This is a genomic window from Pedobacter kyonggii (assembly GCF_004310665.1).
In the GTDB taxonomy this organism is placed as follows: Bacteria; Bacteroidota; Bacteroidia; order Sphingobacteriales; family Sphingobacteriaceae; genus Pedobacter; species Pedobacter kyonggii.
Genome location: NZ_SIXF01000032.1, coordinates 15,769 through 31,879, shown reverse-complemented (window position 1 = coordinate 31,879; position 16,111 = coordinate 15,769). Strand labels below are relative to the sequence as shown.

Below are 16,111 nucleotides of genomic sequence, written 5' to 3'. Positions count from 1 at the left end.
AATATTCTTAGTATCTTTCGCTTTTACTAACGATAATGAAAACGAAGATACTTTTTGTACTGCTTTTTGCGGGATTGGGATGTTATGCACAAAATTCGACAGATGAATATTTCAAACTAACGCGGGCTGGTTTCATAGAAAAAAACGCCTACGAAACCACTGCTTTTGTAGAAAAATACTTCCGTGTACCCGGTAACACAGGCTTTAATGCCAGTATCCATTATGTAGAAAATATTCTTAAAAAGGCCGGTTTTATAGAGCAGAGACAGAATGAGTTTGAAGCTCCTTTAACTTATCGCATCGAAAAAAGAGCGATGAAAAACAGCACCTGGGAGCCCGTTGATGCCAATATTGATATTGTTGGCGAAAAACAACCGCTCATTTCTTACAAAACTAACCGCAACATGATTCCAATCAATTGCGGATCAACAGTTGCAGGAGGTGTTACGGCTAATGTGGTTTACATTGCCAACGTATTACCTGCCGAAATAGAAAAAATGGATCTGAAAGGGAAAATCCTATTTTCTGAGAACAGTCCATCACGTTTACTTCAAATAGCCACAAAAGCGGGAGCCATTGGTGTGCTGGGCTATTCGATGCCAAATTATACTCAACCAGAGGTACACCAAACTTCTATCCAGTTTGGGAGCATGAAAGCCAATAGTGAGGTATGGACACTGCTTTTATCTTATGCTGCCAAAGAAAAGTTAAAAGCGGCCTGCTTAAAAGGCGAGACCAAATTGAAAGTAAATATTCAGACTAAAATTTATACCTCCGAAGAATTAACCATAGTAGCAAATGTTAGAGGCAGTGTAAACCCTAATGAACGTTTTGTGTTCAGTGCCCATGTTCAGGAGCCTGGTGCAAACGATAATGCAAGCGGCGTTGGTACATTAGCCGAAATGGCAAGATTAACAGCAGCATTATATCAAGCAAAAAAGATAAGCCCAAAGCGCACCCTTACTTTTTTATGGGGTGACGAAATTGTATCAACAAGAAGATATATTACCGAAGATACCACCCGGGCCAAAGGCATTATGTGGGGAATGAGTTTGGATATGGTTGGTGAGGACACTAAAAAAACCGGCGGTTCTTTCCTGATTGAGAAAATGCCAGATCCATCGGCCATCTGGACAAGGGGAGCAGATAAACATACTGAATGGGGTGCTGGTGATGTTACCGAAAAAGATCTTTTTCCTCATTATTTTAACGATTTCATTTTCGATATTTGCAAAACACAGGGGAAATTTGCCAACTGGACGGTTAATTATAATCCGTTCGAAGGTGGTAGCGACCATACACCATTCTTGCAAAATAAAATCCCCGGGTTATTGATGTGGCACTTTACCGATGTGTTCTACCACACGGACAATGATAGGATTGATAAAGTTTCGCCAACTGAAATGAAAAATGTTGGGATAAGTGGTTTAACTGCTGCCTATACTTTAATTTCTGCAGATGAAAATACTGCGATAGCCACTGTTTCGCAGGTCAAAATAGATGCTTTAACCCGCTTAAAAACTGAATTTGAACTGAGCAAAAAAGAAATTGCAAAAGGGAAAACCATAACGGATGAGAAACACATTATCGAAGTGTGGGCCAAATGGTACACAGATGCTTTGGCAACGATAAACAAAATGCCCGTAAAATCCGAAACTACAAGAGTTGGTTCGTCCATTAAATTTGCGACCAACGAGATCGAAAAACAAACGAAGGTATATTTAGAGGAGTTGAAATAGATTGATGCCTAAACCAAAAGCAATAGTTATCGGCGCCGGAATTGCAGGCATTGCATCGGCAATCCGCCTTTCCGTAAAGGGCTATGAGGTTGATATTTTTGAAGCTAATTCAAAACCAGGAGGCAAACTGGCAGAAATAAAAATGAATGGTTTCAGGTTTGATGCCGGACCAAGCCTTTTTACCATGCCCCAGTACGTGGATGAGCTCTTTAAACTGGCAGGTAAAAACCCTGAAGATTATTTCGAATATCAAAAACTAAAAGAAATTTGCCGTTATTTTTACGAAGATGGTTTGAGATTAAATGCGAGCGCAGATCTGGATAAATTTGCTAAGGAAATAGAAGAAAAAACAGATTCAACTGCAAAAGAGGTTGAGCGCTATTTAAACAAAAGTCAAACCATTTATGAAGCTACCCACCGTGTATTTTTGGAAAGAAGTCTGCATAAAATTAAAAGCTACCTGCACTGGGACACCTTAAAGTCTATATTCCGCTTTGGCCAGATTGATGCGTTTAGAACACAGGCAAAAGCAAACCGATCGTTCTTTAAGGACGATAGAATAGCGCAGCTTTTTAACCGTTATGCCACCTATAATGGTTCCGATCCCTATCAGGCACCGGCCACATTGAATATAATTCCACATTTCGAATACCATTATGGAGCTTTTCTTCCAAAAAACGGGATGTATAGTATTGTTGCTGCCTTAGTAAAATTGGCAGAAGAATTAGGAATAAGGTTTCATTACAACCAAAAAGTTGAAGAAATTATATATTCCAATGAACGTAAACCCGAAGTACAGGGCGTAAAAGTTAACGATAAGATCTATAAGGCTGATGTTGTTGTTTCGAACCTCGACATCTGGTTTACCTATAAAAATCTGCTTAAAAACATAGCTCAACCTAAAAAGTTATTAAACCAGGAACGAAGTAGCTCTGCTTTGATTTTTTACTGGGGTATGGATGGGAATTACAGCGATATGGGCTTGCACAATATCTTTTTTACGGAGGATTACCAAAAGGAGTTTAATGCCATCTGGAAAGATAAAACCATTAGCAGCGATCCAACAGTATACATTAACATCAGCGCCAAACACATTAGAGGAGATGCGCCTGCAGGCAGTGAAAACTGGTTTGTAATGATAAACGTTCCGGCTAATAACGGTCAAAACTGGGATGTGTTGATAAAAGAAGCCAGGACAAATATTATCAAAAAGATCAGTCGATTGTTAAACAGAAATATTGAAAAAGATATTATCTGTGAGCAGATTTTAGACCCCAGAAGCATCGAAAGCAAAACCGGTTCTTATCAAGGTGCGCTGTATGGCAATAGTTCCAACAATCAGTTTTCTGCGTTTCTAAGGCATCCTAATTTCAGTTCGAAGATAAAAAATTTATTCTTCTGTGGAGGTAGCGTACATCCAGGTGGTGGAATTCCGTTGGCCTTACTGTCAGCAAAAATAATTGATGACGAGATCCATTAAAAACAACTGCCTTCAATTTTAGCTATATTAGGTTATGAAAATAAGTTTTGCCCTGCTATTATTAATTTTCGTTGGCTATTCGGAACTTTTAGCACAGACCAGTAATACATTTGATGAAAAAATATATGTAGCTGATCAGGATACACTTCCTTACCGAATTTTATACCCTGAAAATTATAACAAAAAGAAAAAATACCCCATTGTACTTTTCTTACATGGAGCTGGGCAACGTGGAAATGATAATAAATCGCAATTAGTAGGGGTACCAGAAGCATTAACCAATGCTAGCGGAAGAAAGAAATATAAATGTTTTATTTTGGCTCCACAATGTGCTAGAAAAGATGTATGGGTTAAATTCCCTAATTTCCCTACAGGCCTACAGGCAACCACCGAGCCTACAGTTAGTGCACAATTAACAAATAACCTTTTGATTAAACTAGAAAAAGAGTTATCTATTGATAAGCGGCGCATTTACATAACCGGCTATTCTATGGGTGGAGAAGGTTCAATCGATTTTTTAACACGCAATCCTCATTTATTTGCAGCAGCTGTTCCTATATGTTCGGTCTCTGATACATCAAAAGCAAAGTCTATCTGTAACATTCCACTCTGGGCTTTTCATGGAAGTTTAGATGATGTGAATAATGTTAAATATTCGAGGATAATGATCGAGGCTTTAAAAAAACATGGTGGTAATCCTAAATATACAGAATACCCAAACGTTAAACATGCTAGCTGGAGTCTTGCCTACAAAGAGCCTGGTTTATTTGAATGGTTATTTATGCAACAGAAATAAATTCGAGAAAATGGCCCTTAATTTCTGCTTCTAATTGCCTCCTCTAGTTTTTCTCCGTCCAGATCAAATGCATCTACAATTAACTTAGCTTTGGTATAAAAAGGATCACGTTCTTCGAGTTTTTCTTTAATAAATGCTAAAAGCTGTTCATCATCTAAATCCTTAATTAACGGACGTTTTTGACGGTTATGTAAACGTGATACCAATGCAGCTGGCTCCATTTGCAGGTAAACGGTTTCACCATTTGCATTCATCCATTCCATATTATCGAAAAAGCATGGCAATCCGCCTCCAGTAGCTACCACGCAGGTTTCAGGATAATCGAAGGTTTTAAGCATTTCGCTTTCGTAATCCCTAAATCCACTTTCTCCATATTCTGCAAAATATTCGGCAATGCTTTTACCTGTTTTTGAAACAATTTCAGCATCCAGATCAATCACAGGGCATTCTAAACGATGTGCCAGCTGTTTAGCTTTTGTACTTTTGCCGCAGCCCATATATCCGACAAGGAAAATCTTCATGTGTGTTTCTATTTTAACCAATCTACAGCAACTGGTCACGTTTTAACATAATATAATCGGTTACAGGTGGGGTATAACCTTCTTTTTTCAATAAAGTTACAACCTGTCCGCGATGATAAGTAGAATGATTAAATAAATGAAATAAAATTTCATCTAATCGGTTTTCGTACTGAACACCTTGTGAGTTACTGTACTGAATCTTTTTATCTAAAGGATTGTCTTGCAGTACCGCCCTGATCAACTTAAAATTTTCAGTAGCAATACGCTCAAAGTTTCCCTTATGATGAACATCCCAAACACCATAAAGTGGCTTCTTGCCTGAAATCCGTTGCGCCCATATATGTTGCGCATTAAGCACATGGCTAAACAATCGCTCTGCATCGGGCATATCGATTGTTGCAATCTTAAATATTTCGATGATGCGTTGATCGGCGAGTTCAGTATAATTTATAATTTCTTCTTCGCGCATGGTTTAACTTAATTTAACCCTAGGATCAACATAGGCATATAAAATATCAACCAGAATGTTGATGACCACAAATACGAAAGCGATAAAAAGAATAGAACCCATCACCACCGGAAAATCAGACATTTCTAAAGCGGTTACTGTTGTTCTGCCCAATCCGTTATAACCGAAAATGTACTCTACAAAAAAAGACCCCGCCAGCAATGAGGCAAACCATCCTGAAATGGCCGTAATTACTGGGTTCATAGCATTTTTTAAAGCGTGTTTATAAATTATGGCATTTCTACTTAAGCCTTTGGCTCTTGCGGTCCTGATATAATCCTGCGCCAAAACATCCAGCATTGCGCTTCTGGTTAACTGTACAATAATCGCTAAAGGTCTTAAACCAAGGGTAATCATTGGCAGCCATAGGTTTCTTAAGGTTAATACCTCACCATTAAAGGGATCGTAAGAATATAAGCTGCCGCTCATTTTTAGACCTGTAAAATTGCTCAGCACAAAGCCAAAAAGCCAGGCAATAATAATCCCTGCAAAAAAAGAAGGCGCTGATATACCCAGAATGGCAAATGCATTGGCCGATTTATCGATCCACGAATCTTTATAAACGGCTGATAAAACACCCAAAAACACACCGATTATTGTGGCGAAAATCATCGCTGTTAAAGCCAGGATAAAAGTATTCGGTACCGTTTCGGAAAGTATAGCTGTTACATCACGTTTGGTCTGGTAAGAGCTACGGAGATAAGGCCATTTTATCACCAGCACCTTATTATCAAAGGCCATCAGTTTTGCGTAATGATATTTTTGTTGATTGGTACTATCGTTATCCAGAATGCTAATTGGCGATAAATCGTTAATGTATAAAATGAACTGAACAGGTTTGGATCGGTCTAAGCCAAATTCTTTGCGAACGGCTTCGAGCGATTGCACATCAGCCCTTTGTCCCATCGTCATCCGTGCAGGGTCACCAGGTAAAATATTAAACAGCACAAAAACAACCAATATTACACCGCCCATTACCAGCAGCCCATACATCAGTTTTTTTAGTGCGTATCCGATCATATTTATTTATCGAAATATTTTCGACTGAGCTGGTCGAAAGTGGGTACGTTGTGAAAATGCCATTTATTGATTACCACGCCGTTCTTCATCAATAAAACACCAGGATTTGCCCTTACCATACTTTTTAAAGGTACGGCATCAGCATAAAAAACCTCCGAAAACAGGTTGTTTTTTTTGATAAAAGCCTGTGCATCCTGAGCCGAATTGGAAGTAAGCAATACTGTCCGGATATTAAACTGCTGCGTAGCGTTTAAAGCCAAGGCGTTTAGTTTACCAATAGCGGCCTCGTTTGTAGCATGAAGATCGTAGGCTACAAAGATCAAATTATAATAAGGGTTTTCGATCAGTTCTTTGGTATAATCGGTACCCGAAGCATCTGTAATGTTCAGGTCTTTAATTTTAGGTTCAAAACCTTTTTTAACCAGCCTTTTTGCCGGTTCACCGATAATTTCCCAATTGTTATCCTTCCAGATCTCTGTTTTAAGATAGGCTTTATCGCTCATATCTTTCTCTTCATTGGTTTTCTTGTTCTTTAAGTGATACATGATCTCAAATTCATCTGGTTTTTCTCCCGGAGGAATCACCATTAATGATGGAAGATGTGCACCGACCTTATAAGGCAGGAAATCGATAATCGGCAAAACATTGTAAGTATACAAACCAAAACCTAAAGATATAACCGTTACTACAATGGCAATATTTCTTTGGGTAGTTTCTTTTTTAAATAAAGGCTGGATCAGGTTCTTGTTTAAGAAAATAACAATGATAAGTGCTAAAAGGATCAGATCTTTACTGAACGACTGCCATGGGGTAAGCGGAATGGCATCGCCAAAACAGCCACAACTGGTCACTACTTTGAACGTTGCAGATATAAATGTTAGCAGGGTAAAAAAAATAATAAGAAGCAATAAACCCCAGGCTACCTTTTTACTCCAGAAACCCAATAGCAATAAGGCACCGAGAACAATTTCTAAAGTGCAAAGTAAAATGGCAATACCAGTGGCCATTCCACTCAGGAAATTCATGTGAAAAACTTCAAAATATTCCTGTAGTTTATAGCCAAAACCAAGTGGATCGTTTGCCTTTATTAATCCTGAAAATATAAATAAAGCACCAACAAAAATCCTGGAAAATCTTAAAAGTATGTTTCGCATCTGTATGTATCTTTTTTTTAAAGGCTATTACGCCATTTATTTAACGCCGAGTTTAATCAGTGCAAAAACCGAATAGTTCAACATATCCTGATAATTCGCATTAACACCTTCCGAAGCCAGGGTTTGCCCTTCGTTGTCTTCTATCTGTTTTACCCTAAAAATTTTCATCAAAATCAGATCGGTTAACGAGCTAATGCGCATATCGCGCCACGCCTCACCATAATCGTGGTTTTTAGCAAACATTAAATCTTTGGTTTCCGTTACCTTTTCTTCAAATCTTTTTTCAACTTCGGCATAAGGCATCTCGTTCGGATCACTTTCTGTCAGTTCGAGCTGCATCATGGCTATAATACAATAATTTACAATCCCGATGTATTCAGATATTACGCCCTCTCCTACCTTACTTACTTTCTTTTCTTCGAGGGTACGGATGCGTTGTGCTTTGATAAAGATCTGATCGGTTATCGAACTTGGTCTTAAAATCCGCCATGCAGTGCCATAATCTTTAGTCTTTTTTAAAAATAATGATCTGCAAACTGCAATCACTTCATCAAATTCGGTAGAGGTATTTGTTTGTGCCAAAGCCAATAATTATTTAGTTTTTAGTGTATTTTTGTCGTGAAAAAACAAAAGCTAAAGATACATTTTTAAAGCGAAACCCAAATCCCGAAAGGGTTTATTATGGCAGAAAAAAACTTTTTTGAGCCCAAACAAAGCTTAAACATTAAAGGTAAGCTTATCGATTTAAGCAGCCCAAAAGTGATGGGTATTTTAAATATAACCCCCGATTCTTTTTACAGCAGTAGCCGCACAAAATCAATAGACGAAGCTTTAACTAAAGGAGCTCAATTCCTTAATGAAGGTGCTACATTTATTGATATAGGCGGATACTCATCCAGACCAGGAGCAAAAGATATTTCTACCAATGAAGAGGTTGACCGTTTAGTGCCTGTGGTAGAAAGTTTAGTAAAAACATTTCCCGAAGCGGTTATTTCTATCGATACCTTCAGGGCCAAAGTAGCGGAGGAAACGATTCGGGCTGGTGCGCACATCATTAATGATATTGCCGCAGGAGATATGGACGACCAGATGTTCGAAACTGTGGCTAAATTACAGGTACCCTATATGATTATGCACATGAAGGGTACGCCCCAAAATATGCAGCAAAACCCTGTTTATGACAATGTGTTATTGGAAGTAATTGATTACCTGGCGAAAAAAGTTGCGGCGCTTAGGGCACTTCATGTTCACGACGTAATTATTGACCCTGGTTTTGGCTTTGGAAAAACAATCGAACATAATTATGAGCTGCTTAACCAATTGGAAGCTTTTAAAATTTTCAAACTCCCCATTTTAGTAGGCTTCTCGCGTAAAGGAATGATTTACAAAACACTCGGCAATTCGGCTGCTGAAGCGCTGAACGGAACCTCTGTACTCAATACGATTGCACTACAGAAAGGTGCAGGTATTTTAAGGGTACATGATGTTAAGGAAGCGGTAGAATGTGTGCATTTAGTTGGGATGCTAGATTAATGCAGGTGCAAGCTATTTGTTATTTAGCCCTGATCCTATATAAAATCGGCACAAGGCTGCAACTTCACACTAAATTCGTCCTGCTGAACTTGTTTCAGCATCTGTTTTCCCGATAAAGACCCTGAAACAAGTTCAGGGTGACGATCATTAATAACCAGTTTAAACAGTTAACCTCTTTTCAACCAATTTAAACAGTTAACCTATCTTGCTTGTAAACTGAAAACCGTTTTGCTATCTTGCCACTAATGAAAGGATTAGATTTTGATTTCGTAAAATTCACCATTACCGATGTGGTAGACATCGTGCTCGTAGCACTATTAATCTATTACGTGTATACGCTAATCCGCAACACCTTAGCTGTTAATCTACTGGTTGGAATGCTCATCATCGCAATATTCTATCATATTGTTGATGCTTTGCATATGAAATTACTCACGGCCATAATAGAGAAATTTATGAGTGTGGGGATTATTGCATTGATTGTAATTTTTCACCCAGAGATCAGGCGTTTTCTCTTATTGATCGGGAAAAATGCTTTTTTACAAAAGAATAAGGCCTGGTGGGGATATTTATTTGGTAGAAAAGAAATTGAAAGGAATAATTTAACCCGTATAAAACCAATTATTGATGCCTGTAAAAGCATGAAGAAAACGCGTACAGGAGCATTAATGGTATTCGTTAAATTTTACGATGAGCAGTTTTTTGCCAATAGCTGTGAACTTGTTGACGCTAAAATATCGAAACGTTTACTGGAAAGTATCTTTCAGAAAAACAGTCCGCTGCATGATGGCGCTGTGGTTATTTCTGAAAACAAAATTAAAAGTGCGAGCTGTATTCTGCCTTTAACAGATAACGACCAATTACCCTCACAGTTTGGTTTAAGGCACCGAGCGGGCATTGGCGTTTCTGAAACAACCGATGCCGTTGCAGTAATTATATCAGAAGAAACCGGGGAAATATCGTACGCCAAACAAGGTAGGGTAAGGATGAATGTTTCGTTTGGAGAATTAGAGAAATTACTGAATAAGGATTTTTAGTAACCACAGATTTTCGGATTTTAGGTGATTACACAGATAAGGGCGTTGTCATTCTGAACGCAGTGAAGAATCTCTAACTGGACACACAGCACCTTAAATTCAATAAAATAGATATAGTTATTTGCCTGTATATCGGCTACTTAGACCCTTCATTGCATTCAGGATGACAAATTAACGAAACTCATAAACGCAAAATGGTGAATGTTCCCATTCACCATCTCATTATCATTTAAATCACCTTCTTATCGGTGTAATTCAATAATCTGTGTAATCAATTTTTAACAGTATTGTTCAAAAGCACCGATCAGGTTATCAGCAATCATTTGTGCCGGACGGCCTTCAATCTGGTGACGCTCGATCATGTGAACCAATTTACCATCTTTAAATAACGCCATTGCCGGAGAAGATGGAGGGAAAGGCATCATGTAATTTCTTGCCTGATCTACCGCCTCTTTTTCCATTCCTGCAAAAACAGTAACCAATTTATCAGGGTGTTTTTCGTGTGCTGCTGCAGCTCTGGCAGCTGGGCGAGCATTTGCTGCTGCGCAACCGCAAACCGAATTTACTACTACCAACACAGTTCCTTCGCCTTTAATAGCTTGATCTACGTCTTCTGCGTTTTTTAATTCTTGAAAACCCACGTTAGTTAATTCCTTACGCATTGGCTCTACTAAATATTCTGGATACATTATCTTAGTTTTTTATTTACAATTTCAATCCTACAAAAATAAGAAAATCGAATGGCATGCACCATTCGATTTATATTTTTAAGGTAAAATTAAATTCAGCCTATTTCAGATCTCTTAAAAAATTCTCAAACATATGTGGATTTGCAACCACACCTACAATGATAAGTATAAACATAAGCACCATCAATGCACTTAAAATCGTCGCAATCATCCCGCAGATCTTACCTGCCTTAGCATTTTTGTACGATGATTCGGTGTACAAACTTGGATTAAGCTGATACTTTTTCATATCACCTGCGCCTAATATCCAAGCAATTACGCCAAAAATCAATCCAAATATCCCATAAAAGCAACATGCTGGTATAGCTAAAATACCCAATACTAGCGAAGCTGTGGAGTTTGGCAAATTCTGCTGACCAAAACCTCCTCCTCCAAACTGTCCAAATGGCGGCGGTTGCTGAAATGGTGGCGGGGTTACCGGACCATTACCTAACGGCTGAAATGGTGCAGGTTCTTGATTTTTATCTTTTGAAAGATCAATTGGTTTATTTTCTTGAGGGGTTTCCTGTTCTTCTGACATAGCTATATTTAGATCAATTGGTGAGTGTATATTTTGTAAATGTAATTGATTAAAATAATTACTGCAACACTTGCGAAAACGATTTTTATCAGCTGCGCCCCAAACTTAAAATCGAGCTTAAGGTGGACAATGGTAAACAGCACGACAAAAATCAGCGGAATTGTTGCAGGATAAAACTTAAATGATGCGATTAAATCGCCCCGAAATAAAGCCAAAACCGAACGCTGAAAGCCACAGCCCGGGCAATCAAATCCAAAATGGGTTCTAAATGGGCAGGTAAAAAGATGCTCTCCAACCCAATCGAGAAAACTATGTTGCGGTTGAGCCATCTATATCGCCAATAAATTTGATCTGTGCATCTTTCCAAACTTTATATTTTTCCAGATCTTTAAGCACTTGCCTATACACCAGGTTTAAGATGTAGATATCATCAACAAAACCTAAAACCGGCACAAAATCAGGGATCACATCTACCGGAGACAAGAAGTAGACCAAACCACCCAAAATAGCAATGATCGATCTTTTCGGAATTTCGGTATAATCGCCGTTCACATAATCTTTTGATACAGCAAACAACAACACCAGTTTCGACCAAACACCTTCCAGGTCACCTTTATTGGTCACTGCCTTTCCCAGTGCATCTTTAATCGTACTGCTGGCTTTGGCCTTATCACCTAAGATTACTGAAGCTTTGCTTTGCGATTTTTTAAAGAAACCCAGTATTTTCTCCCTATTCAATTTCATAGTTAACTATATTACAAATTAACGGCCAAAAGCACCATAATTGTCACGGCATAATCTTGAGAAATTGATCTGTTAGTTATACAGACTTCATCATCTCCAAAATATCATCAACGTATTTACGCTCGTTGGCCAAGCGTGGCACCTTATGTTGTCCGCCCAGTTTATCTTTTGCTTTTAACCAGTTGTAAAAGGTATTTGCAGGTGCATTGTGTACCATAGGGCGCGCTAAGGCCATATCCTTAAAACGTTTGGCATCGTAATCGGAATTCACCGCACGTAGTGTGTTGTCCATAATATCTACAAACTTTTCAAAATCATTGGGCTGTTTATCAAATTCAATGATCCATTCGTGCCCACCAGCTTTTTCATCCTTGAAGTAAATTGGCCCGGCGGTATAATCTTTAATTTCGGCACCGGTTTCCTGGCAAGCTTTGGTTAAGGCCTGTTCTGCATTGTCAATGATTACTTCTTCGCCAAAGGCATTGATGAAATGTTTGGTACGTCCGGTAATTTTTATACGGTAGGGCGAAAGCGAGGTAAATTGAATGGTATCGCCAATCATATAGCGCCATAAGCCACCATTTGTAGAAATAACAATGGCGTAATTTTTATGCAGTTCTACTTCACCCAGCATTAATGCCTTTGGGTTTTCTTCACAGATATTCTCCATTGGCACAAACTCATAAAAAATACCATAATCTAGCATCAGCAGCATCTCTTCTGAATGATCCTGATCCTGAATTCCGAAAAATCCTTCGGATGCATTATAAGTTTCCAGATAATACATTTCATCGGATGGGATGAGCTGTTTAAACTGTTCGCGATAGGGTGCGAAGTTTACTGCACCATGAATATACAGCTCGAGATTTGGCCAAACTTCCAGTAAATTTTGCTTCCCAGTAAGTTCGAGTACTTTTTTGGCCAATACGATGGTCCATGTGGGCACTCCCGAAATACTGGTTACATTTTCGTTGATGGTGGCTTCAGCCATTCTATCCATCTTAATTTCGTAATTATCCATCAATGCGATAGACATATCGGGCGTGCGGTAATATTCGGCCCAGATGGGCAGATTTTTGATCAACACCGCAGATAAATCGCCATAAAAACAATCTTCGTTCAACTGGTTAACCTGATGGCTTCCACCTAAAACCAAACCTTTCCCGGTAAACATCTGGTTATCGGGACGGTTATTGCAGTAAATGGAAAGCATATCCTTACCACCTTTAAAATGACACTCCTCTAGCGATTCCTGAGAAACCGGGATAAATTTACTTCTATCACTTGTGGTACCTGATGATTTTGCAAACCATTTGATATCAGATGGCCAAAGAATATTCTGTTCGCCATTAAGCATACGCTCAATGTAGGGCTTTAGTGTATCGTAGTTTTGGATTGGAACACGCTCCTGATATTGTTGTGGGGTTAAGATTGATTTATAATCGTACAGTTTGCCCCATTCGGTATTTTCGGCACTATCAATCAAGTTATGGAACCACTCTTCCTGAACATCGTACGGATATTTCATAAAAAGCTCGATCTGGTGGATCCGCTTTTTCATTAACCAGGTAAAAATTGAATTTACAAATGCCATATTAAAAAATAAACAGCTGATTTTTACCACCGCTGTTGACAGATAAACACAGATACTGTTGTTTTTGTTGCAACAATAATCCGATCTCTTTACCTGAAATAGTTTTAGCTGTGTTTATCATCTTTTTTCCCGAAAAACGGGACAAGAATTGGTTAATATTAAACATCAAATTTCTTACGTTTCAGCACAAAGTTCGATCCAAGATAAACTTTTCTTACCATCTGATTCTCGGCCAACACCTCTGGAACACCCTGTTCCAAAATTTTACCTTCAAAAAGCAGATATGCCCTATCGGTAATCGACAGTGTTTCCTGTACGTTGTGATCGGTAATTAAGATCCCTATGTTTTTATGTTTCAGTTTGGCAACAATACTTTGGATTTCCTCTACCGCAATTGGGTCTACCCCTGCAAAAGGTTCATCCAATAAGATAAAATTAGGATTGGCGGCTAGAGCACGTGCAATTTCGGTACGGCGGCGTTCACCTCCTGACAATAAATCACCACGGTTTTTACGCACTTTATGTAAACTAAACTCGTTGATCAGTTCTTCGAGTTTATCGCGCTGTTCTTCCTTGGTCAATTTGCTCATTTCCAAAATGGCCAGGATATTATCTTCTACGGTAAGTTTTCTAAAAACAGATGCTTCCTGGGCTAAATAACCAATTCCTTTTTGAGCTCTGCGGTACATCGGATCTTCGGTAATATCTTCTTCTTCCAAGAAGATACGGCCTTCATTTGGTTTAATTAAACCAACAATCATGTAAAAGGAAGTTGTTTTTCCGGCTCCATTGGGGCCTAAAAGACCAACAATTTCCCCTTGGCTTACATTAAAAGAAACATTATTTACAACGGTACGTTGCTTATATTTTTTAACCAGATTTTCGGCTCTTAATATCATATATTGATTGCTTCGTCATCCTGAATTTAGTTCAGGACCTTCTAATTAGATGTTGAAACAAGTTCAGCATGACGATTTATTTTATAGTTAATTAACTTTTATTCCTTTAATATTTAATTGCAAACGTTTCTTATCACGCCACACGTTTTCCTCTAACGTATAACAAACCGAAAACGGTACCTTTGGTTGTAAAAGATTTTGAAATTCTGCCAACCCGAATGCAATGCCTTCAAAAATAGGCGAATTTTGTTGTTTTATGTTAATTTTTAAATGATTTTGACCAACAGCCATGGCGTGCTGTGCAAGATATACATTGTGAGTAACAAAAATAGGCGCCATGTTTTCTGGTCCGAAGGGTCCCATCTGCGATAAAACGCGATAGAATTTACCGTCTATCTGCGCCAGCTCAATTTCGGCATCAATCCTGATCATAGGCGTAAGCAACTCCTCTGTAATACTGGCCGATACAATTTCTTCAAACTTATCAGCAAAGGCATCTACATTATGCTGCTGCATGGTTAAACCTGCGGCAAATTTATGCCCCCCATATTGGTCCAGTAAATCGGCACAACCGCTTAAAGCTTCGTACAAATCGAAACCAACTACCGATCGGCAAGAACCTGCTACATGTCCGTTAGATTTTGTTAATACGATTGTTGGGCGATAATATTTCTCAGTTAAACGCGAGGCCACAATCCCGATTACCCCTTTATGCCAGTTTTCGTTAAATACAACGGTCGTTTTTTTGTTGATCAGGATATCGCTTTCACCAATTAAAGCCAAAGCCTCTCGGGTAATGTCCTGATCGTAGGTTTTACGCTCAGTATTTTTAAGGTTAATCAGTTCACTCTGTTCTAATGCGTTTCCATCTACCTGGCAAAGCAACATGGCAACTGCATGTTTAGCATGGTCTATCCTTCCGGCGGCATTAATCCGCGGACCTAAGGTAAAAACCACATCGGTAATACTATAGTTTTCGGTTTTGCCCGACACTTCCATCAGGGCACGCAAACCTTCGCATGGATTGGTATTTAATTTTTTTAATCCATAATAGGCTAAAATTCTATTCTCTCCCACTACCGGAACAATATCAGCAGCGATACTTACCATCACTAAATCTAAATATTGCAGATAGGTTTCTTTCGGAAGCTGATGTTTTTGCGCATAAGCCTGCGCAAGCTTGAAGCCTATGCCGCAACCGGCAAGCTCTTTAAAAGGATAGGGGCAATCTGATCGTTTAGGATCTAAAACCGCAATGGCTTGAGGTAATTCGTCTCCCGGTAAGTGGTGATCACAGATAATAAAATCAACGCCCAGGGTATTGGCGTAATCAATTTTATCGATAGATTTTATTCCACAATCTAAGGCAATAATCAAAGAAAATCCATTTTCATTGGCATAATCAATCCCTACGGTAGAAATTCCGTAACCTTCCAGATAGCGATCGGGAATGTAATATTCGATGTTTTTGGTGAGCTGCGAAAAGAAACTGAAAGCCAGTGCAACCGAAGTTGTACCATCTACATCATAATCGCCATAGATCAGTATTTTTTCGTGATTGGACAATGCGGTTTCGATGCGGGCAATAGCAACATCCATATCCTTCATTAAAAAAGGATCGTGAAGATGGTCAAGATCTGGCCTGAAGAAATCTTTGGCCTGATCGAAATCACAAATATTCCGCTGTACGAGTATTTGTGCAAGTGAGCGATCTATATTAAGTTGTTCTGCTATTTTTGTTATCGCAGCATCATTGCAATCTGATGCCAGCACCCATCTTTTTTCCATTTATTCTGTCTCCGAACAGTAAATATACA

Annotated in this window: 17 protein-coding genes; 5 read left to right on the top strand and 12 right to left on the bottom strand. The window is 38.8% G+C overall.

Going from position 1 to position 16,111, the window contains the following annotated elements:
• Window positions 1-35: 35 nt before the first annotated feature.
• Genes EYS08_RS21635 through EYS08_RS21625 form a run of 3 tightly spaced genes read left to right on the top strand, consistent with a single transcriptional unit; the run spans window position 36 to window position 4,015 of the window.
• Window positions 36-1,739, top strand: a complete 1,704-nt coding sequence (locus tag EYS08_RS21635; RefSeq protein ID WP_131032064.1) for a M28 family peptidase — start codon at window positions 36-38, stop codon at window positions 1,737-1,739.
• A gap of 4 nt (window positions 1,740-1,743) precedes the next feature.
• Window positions 1,744-3,219 (top strand): 1-hydroxycarotenoid 3,4-desaturase CrtD, encoded by a 1,476-nt coding sequence (gene crtD, locus EYS08_RS21630; RefSeq protein WP_131032063.1) that lies wholly within the window; start codon window positions 1,744-1,746, stop codon window positions 3,217-3,219.
• Window positions 3,220-3,253: 34 nt separating this feature from the next.
• Window positions 3,254-4,015 (top strand): carboxylesterase family protein, encoded by a 762-nt coding sequence (locus EYS08_RS21625; RefSeq protein ID WP_131032062.1) that lies wholly within the window; start codon window positions 3,254-3,256, stop codon window positions 4,013-4,015.
• Between the two features lie 17 nt (window positions 4,016-4,032).
• Here the strand turns inward: EYS08_RS21625 and EYS08_RS21620 are convergent, their stop codons facing one another.
• From EYS08_RS21620 to EYS08_RS21600, 5 genes are read right to left on the bottom strand one after another with little or no spacing between them, the layout of a single operon-like run.
• Window positions 4,033-4,536, bottom strand: a complete 504-nt coding sequence (locus tag EYS08_RS21620) for a shikimate kinase (protein ID WP_131032061.1) — start codon at window positions 4,534-4,536, stop codon at window positions 4,033-4,035.
• Between the two features lie 22 nt (window positions 4,537-4,558).
• On the bottom strand, window positions 4,559-5,005 hold the full coding sequence (locus EYS08_RS21615) for a DinB family protein (protein WP_131032060.1): 447 nt from the start codon (window positions 5,003-5,005) through the stop codon (window positions 4,559-4,561).
• Window positions 5,006-5,008: 3 nt separating this feature from the next.
• Complete coding sequence (locus EYS08_RS21610; RefSeq protein WP_131032059.1) at window positions 5,009-6,064, bottom strand: ABC transporter permease; 1,056 nt, start codon at window positions 6,062-6,064, stop codon at window positions 5,009-5,011.
• Between the two features lie 2 nt (window positions 6,065-6,066).
• Window positions 6,067-7,218, bottom strand: coding sequence for a BT_3928 family protein (locus EYS08_RS21605; RefSeq protein WP_131032058.1), 1,152 nt, complete (start codon window positions 7,216-7,218; stop codon window positions 6,067-6,069).
• A 36-nt stretch (window positions 7,219-7,254) separates the two neighbouring features.
• Window positions 7,255-7,800 carry a DUF1599 domain-containing protein gene (locus EYS08_RS21600; protein ID WP_131032057.1) on the bottom strand — a complete coding sequence of 182 codons (546 nt, stop codon included), beginning with the start codon at window positions 7,798-7,800 and terminating at the stop codon, window positions 7,255-7,257.
• Between the two features lie 99 nt (window positions 7,801-7,899).
• On the opposite strand from EYS08_RS21600, the gene folP reads away from it, so the two are divergent.
• A complete protein-coding gene (gene folP / locus EYS08_RS21595; protein WP_131032056.1) occupies window positions 7,900-8,751 on the top strand; it encodes a dihydropteroate synthase in 852 nt (283 codons plus the stop codon).
• A gap of 245 nt (window positions 8,752-8,996) precedes the next feature.
• A complete protein-coding gene (gene cdaA / locus EYS08_RS21590; RefSeq protein WP_029275607.1) occupies window positions 8,997-9,788 on the top strand; it encodes a diadenylate cyclase CdaA in 792 nt (263 codons plus the stop codon).
• A gap of 278 nt (window positions 9,789-10,066) precedes the next feature.
• Here cdaA and EYS08_RS21585 read toward each other — a convergent pair whose 3' ends face one another.
• The 7 genes from EYS08_RS21585 to recJ all read right to left on the bottom strand — a co-directional run bounded on the left by EYS08_RS21585 (window position 10,067) and on the right by recJ (window position 16,082).
• Window positions 10,067-10,477 (bottom strand): BrxA/BrxB family bacilliredoxin, encoded by a 411-nt coding sequence (locus EYS08_RS21585; RefSeq protein ID WP_029275606.1) that lies wholly within the window; start codon window positions 10,475-10,477, stop codon window positions 10,067-10,069.
• A gap of 100 nt (window positions 10,478-10,577) precedes the next feature.
• Entirely contained in the window at window positions 10,578-11,057 is a 480-nt protein-coding gene (locus tag EYS08_RS26150; RefSeq protein ID WP_208745927.1) for a CCC motif membrane protein, read from the bottom strand.
• An 8-nt stretch (window positions 11,058-11,065) separates the two neighbouring features.
• The gene (locus EYS08_RS21575; protein WP_131032055.1) at window positions 11,066-11,386 is read right to left on the bottom strand and encodes a DUF2752 domain-containing protein; all 321 of its coding nucleotides are present in this window, start codon (window positions 11,384-11,386) and stop codon (window positions 11,066-11,068) included.
• On the bottom strand, window positions 11,367-11,801 hold the full coding sequence (locus EYS08_RS21570) for a YkvA family protein (protein ID WP_131032054.1): 435 nt from the start codon (window positions 11,799-11,801) through the stop codon (window positions 11,367-11,369). The genes EYS08_RS21575 and EYS08_RS21570 overlap by 20 nt, the downstream gene beginning before the upstream one ends.
• Before the next feature lie 76 nt (window positions 11,802-11,877).
• The gene (locus EYS08_RS21565) at window positions 11,878-13,395 is read right to left on the bottom strand and encodes a GH3 auxin-responsive promoter family protein (RefSeq protein WP_131032053.1); all 1,518 of its coding nucleotides are present in this window, start codon (window positions 13,393-13,395) and stop codon (window positions 11,878-11,880) included.
• 158 nt (window positions 13,396-13,553) lie between these two features.
• Window positions 13,554-14,294 (bottom strand): LPS export ABC transporter ATP-binding protein, encoded by a 741-nt coding sequence (lptB, locus tag EYS08_RS21560; protein WP_131032052.1) that lies wholly within the window; start codon window positions 14,292-14,294, stop codon window positions 13,554-13,556.
• An 87-nt stretch (window positions 14,295-14,381) separates the two neighbouring features.
• On the bottom strand, window positions 14,382-16,082 hold the full coding sequence (gene recJ / locus EYS08_RS21555; protein ID WP_131032051.1) for a single-stranded-DNA-specific exonuclease RecJ: 1,701 nt from the start codon (window positions 16,080-16,082) through the stop codon (window positions 14,382-14,384).
• Window positions 16,083-16,111 lie beyond the last annotated feature (29 nt).

Excerpts from the sequence above, each read along its gene's own strand:
- EYS08_RS21635 (WP_131032064.1), top strand. The coding sequence starts at position 36 with ATGAAAACGAAGATACTTTTTGTACTGCTTTTTGCGGGATTGGGATGT.
- crtD (WP_131032063.1), top strand. The coding sequence starts at position 1,744 with ATGCCTAAACCAAAAGCAATAGTTATCGGCGCCGGAATTGCAGGCATT.
- EYS08_RS21625 (WP_131032062.1), top strand. The coding sequence starts at position 3,254 with ATGAAAATAAGTTTTGCCCTGCTATTATTAATTTTCGTTGGCTATTCG.
- EYS08_RS21620 (WP_131032061.1), bottom strand. The coding sequence starts at position 4,536 with ATGAAGATTTTCCTTGTCGGATATATGGGCTGCGGCAAAAGTACAAAA.
- EYS08_RS21615 (WP_131032060.1), bottom strand. The coding sequence starts at position 5,005 with ATGCGCGAAGAAGAAATTATAAATTATACTGAACTCGCCGATCAACGC.
- EYS08_RS21610 (WP_131032059.1), bottom strand. The coding sequence starts at position 6,064 with ATGATCGGATACGCACTAAAAAAACTGATGTATGGGCTGCTGGTAATG.
- EYS08_RS21605 (WP_131032058.1), bottom strand. The coding sequence starts at position 7,218 with ATGCGAAACATACTTTTAAGATTTTCCAGGATTTTTGTTGGTGCTTTA.
- folP (WP_131032056.1), top strand. The coding sequence starts at position 7,900 with ATGGCAGAAAAAAACTTTTTTGAGCCCAAACAAAGCTTAAACATTAAA.
- cdaA (WP_029275607.1), top strand. The coding sequence starts at position 8,997 with ATGAAAGGATTAGATTTTGATTTCGTAAAATTCACCATTACCGATGTG.
- EYS08_RS21585 (WP_029275606.1), bottom strand. The coding sequence starts at position 10,477 with ATGTATCCAGAATATTTAGTAGAGCCAATGCGTAAGGAATTAACTAAC.
- EYS08_RS26150 (WP_208745927.1), bottom strand. The coding sequence starts at position 11,057 with ATGTCAGAAGAACAGGAAACCCCTCAAGAAAATAAACCAATTGATCTT.
- EYS08_RS21575 (WP_131032055.1), bottom strand. The coding sequence starts at position 11,386 with ATGGCTCAACCGCAACATAGTTTTCTCGATTGGGTTGGAGAGCATCTT.
- EYS08_RS21570 (WP_131032054.1), bottom strand. The coding sequence starts at position 11,801 with ATGAAATTGAATAGGGAGAAAATACTGGGTTTCTTTAAAAAATCGCAA.
- EYS08_RS21565 (WP_131032053.1), bottom strand. The coding sequence starts at position 13,395 with ATGGCATTTGTAAATTCAATTTTTACCTGGTTAATGAAAAAGCGGATC.
- lptB (WP_131032052.1), bottom strand. The coding sequence starts at position 14,294 with ATGATATTAAGAGCCGAAAATCTGGTTAAAAAATATAAGCAACGTACC.
- recJ (WP_131032051.1), bottom strand. The coding sequence starts at position 16,082 with ATGGAAAAAAGATGGGTGCTGGCATCAGATTGCAATGATGCTGCGATA.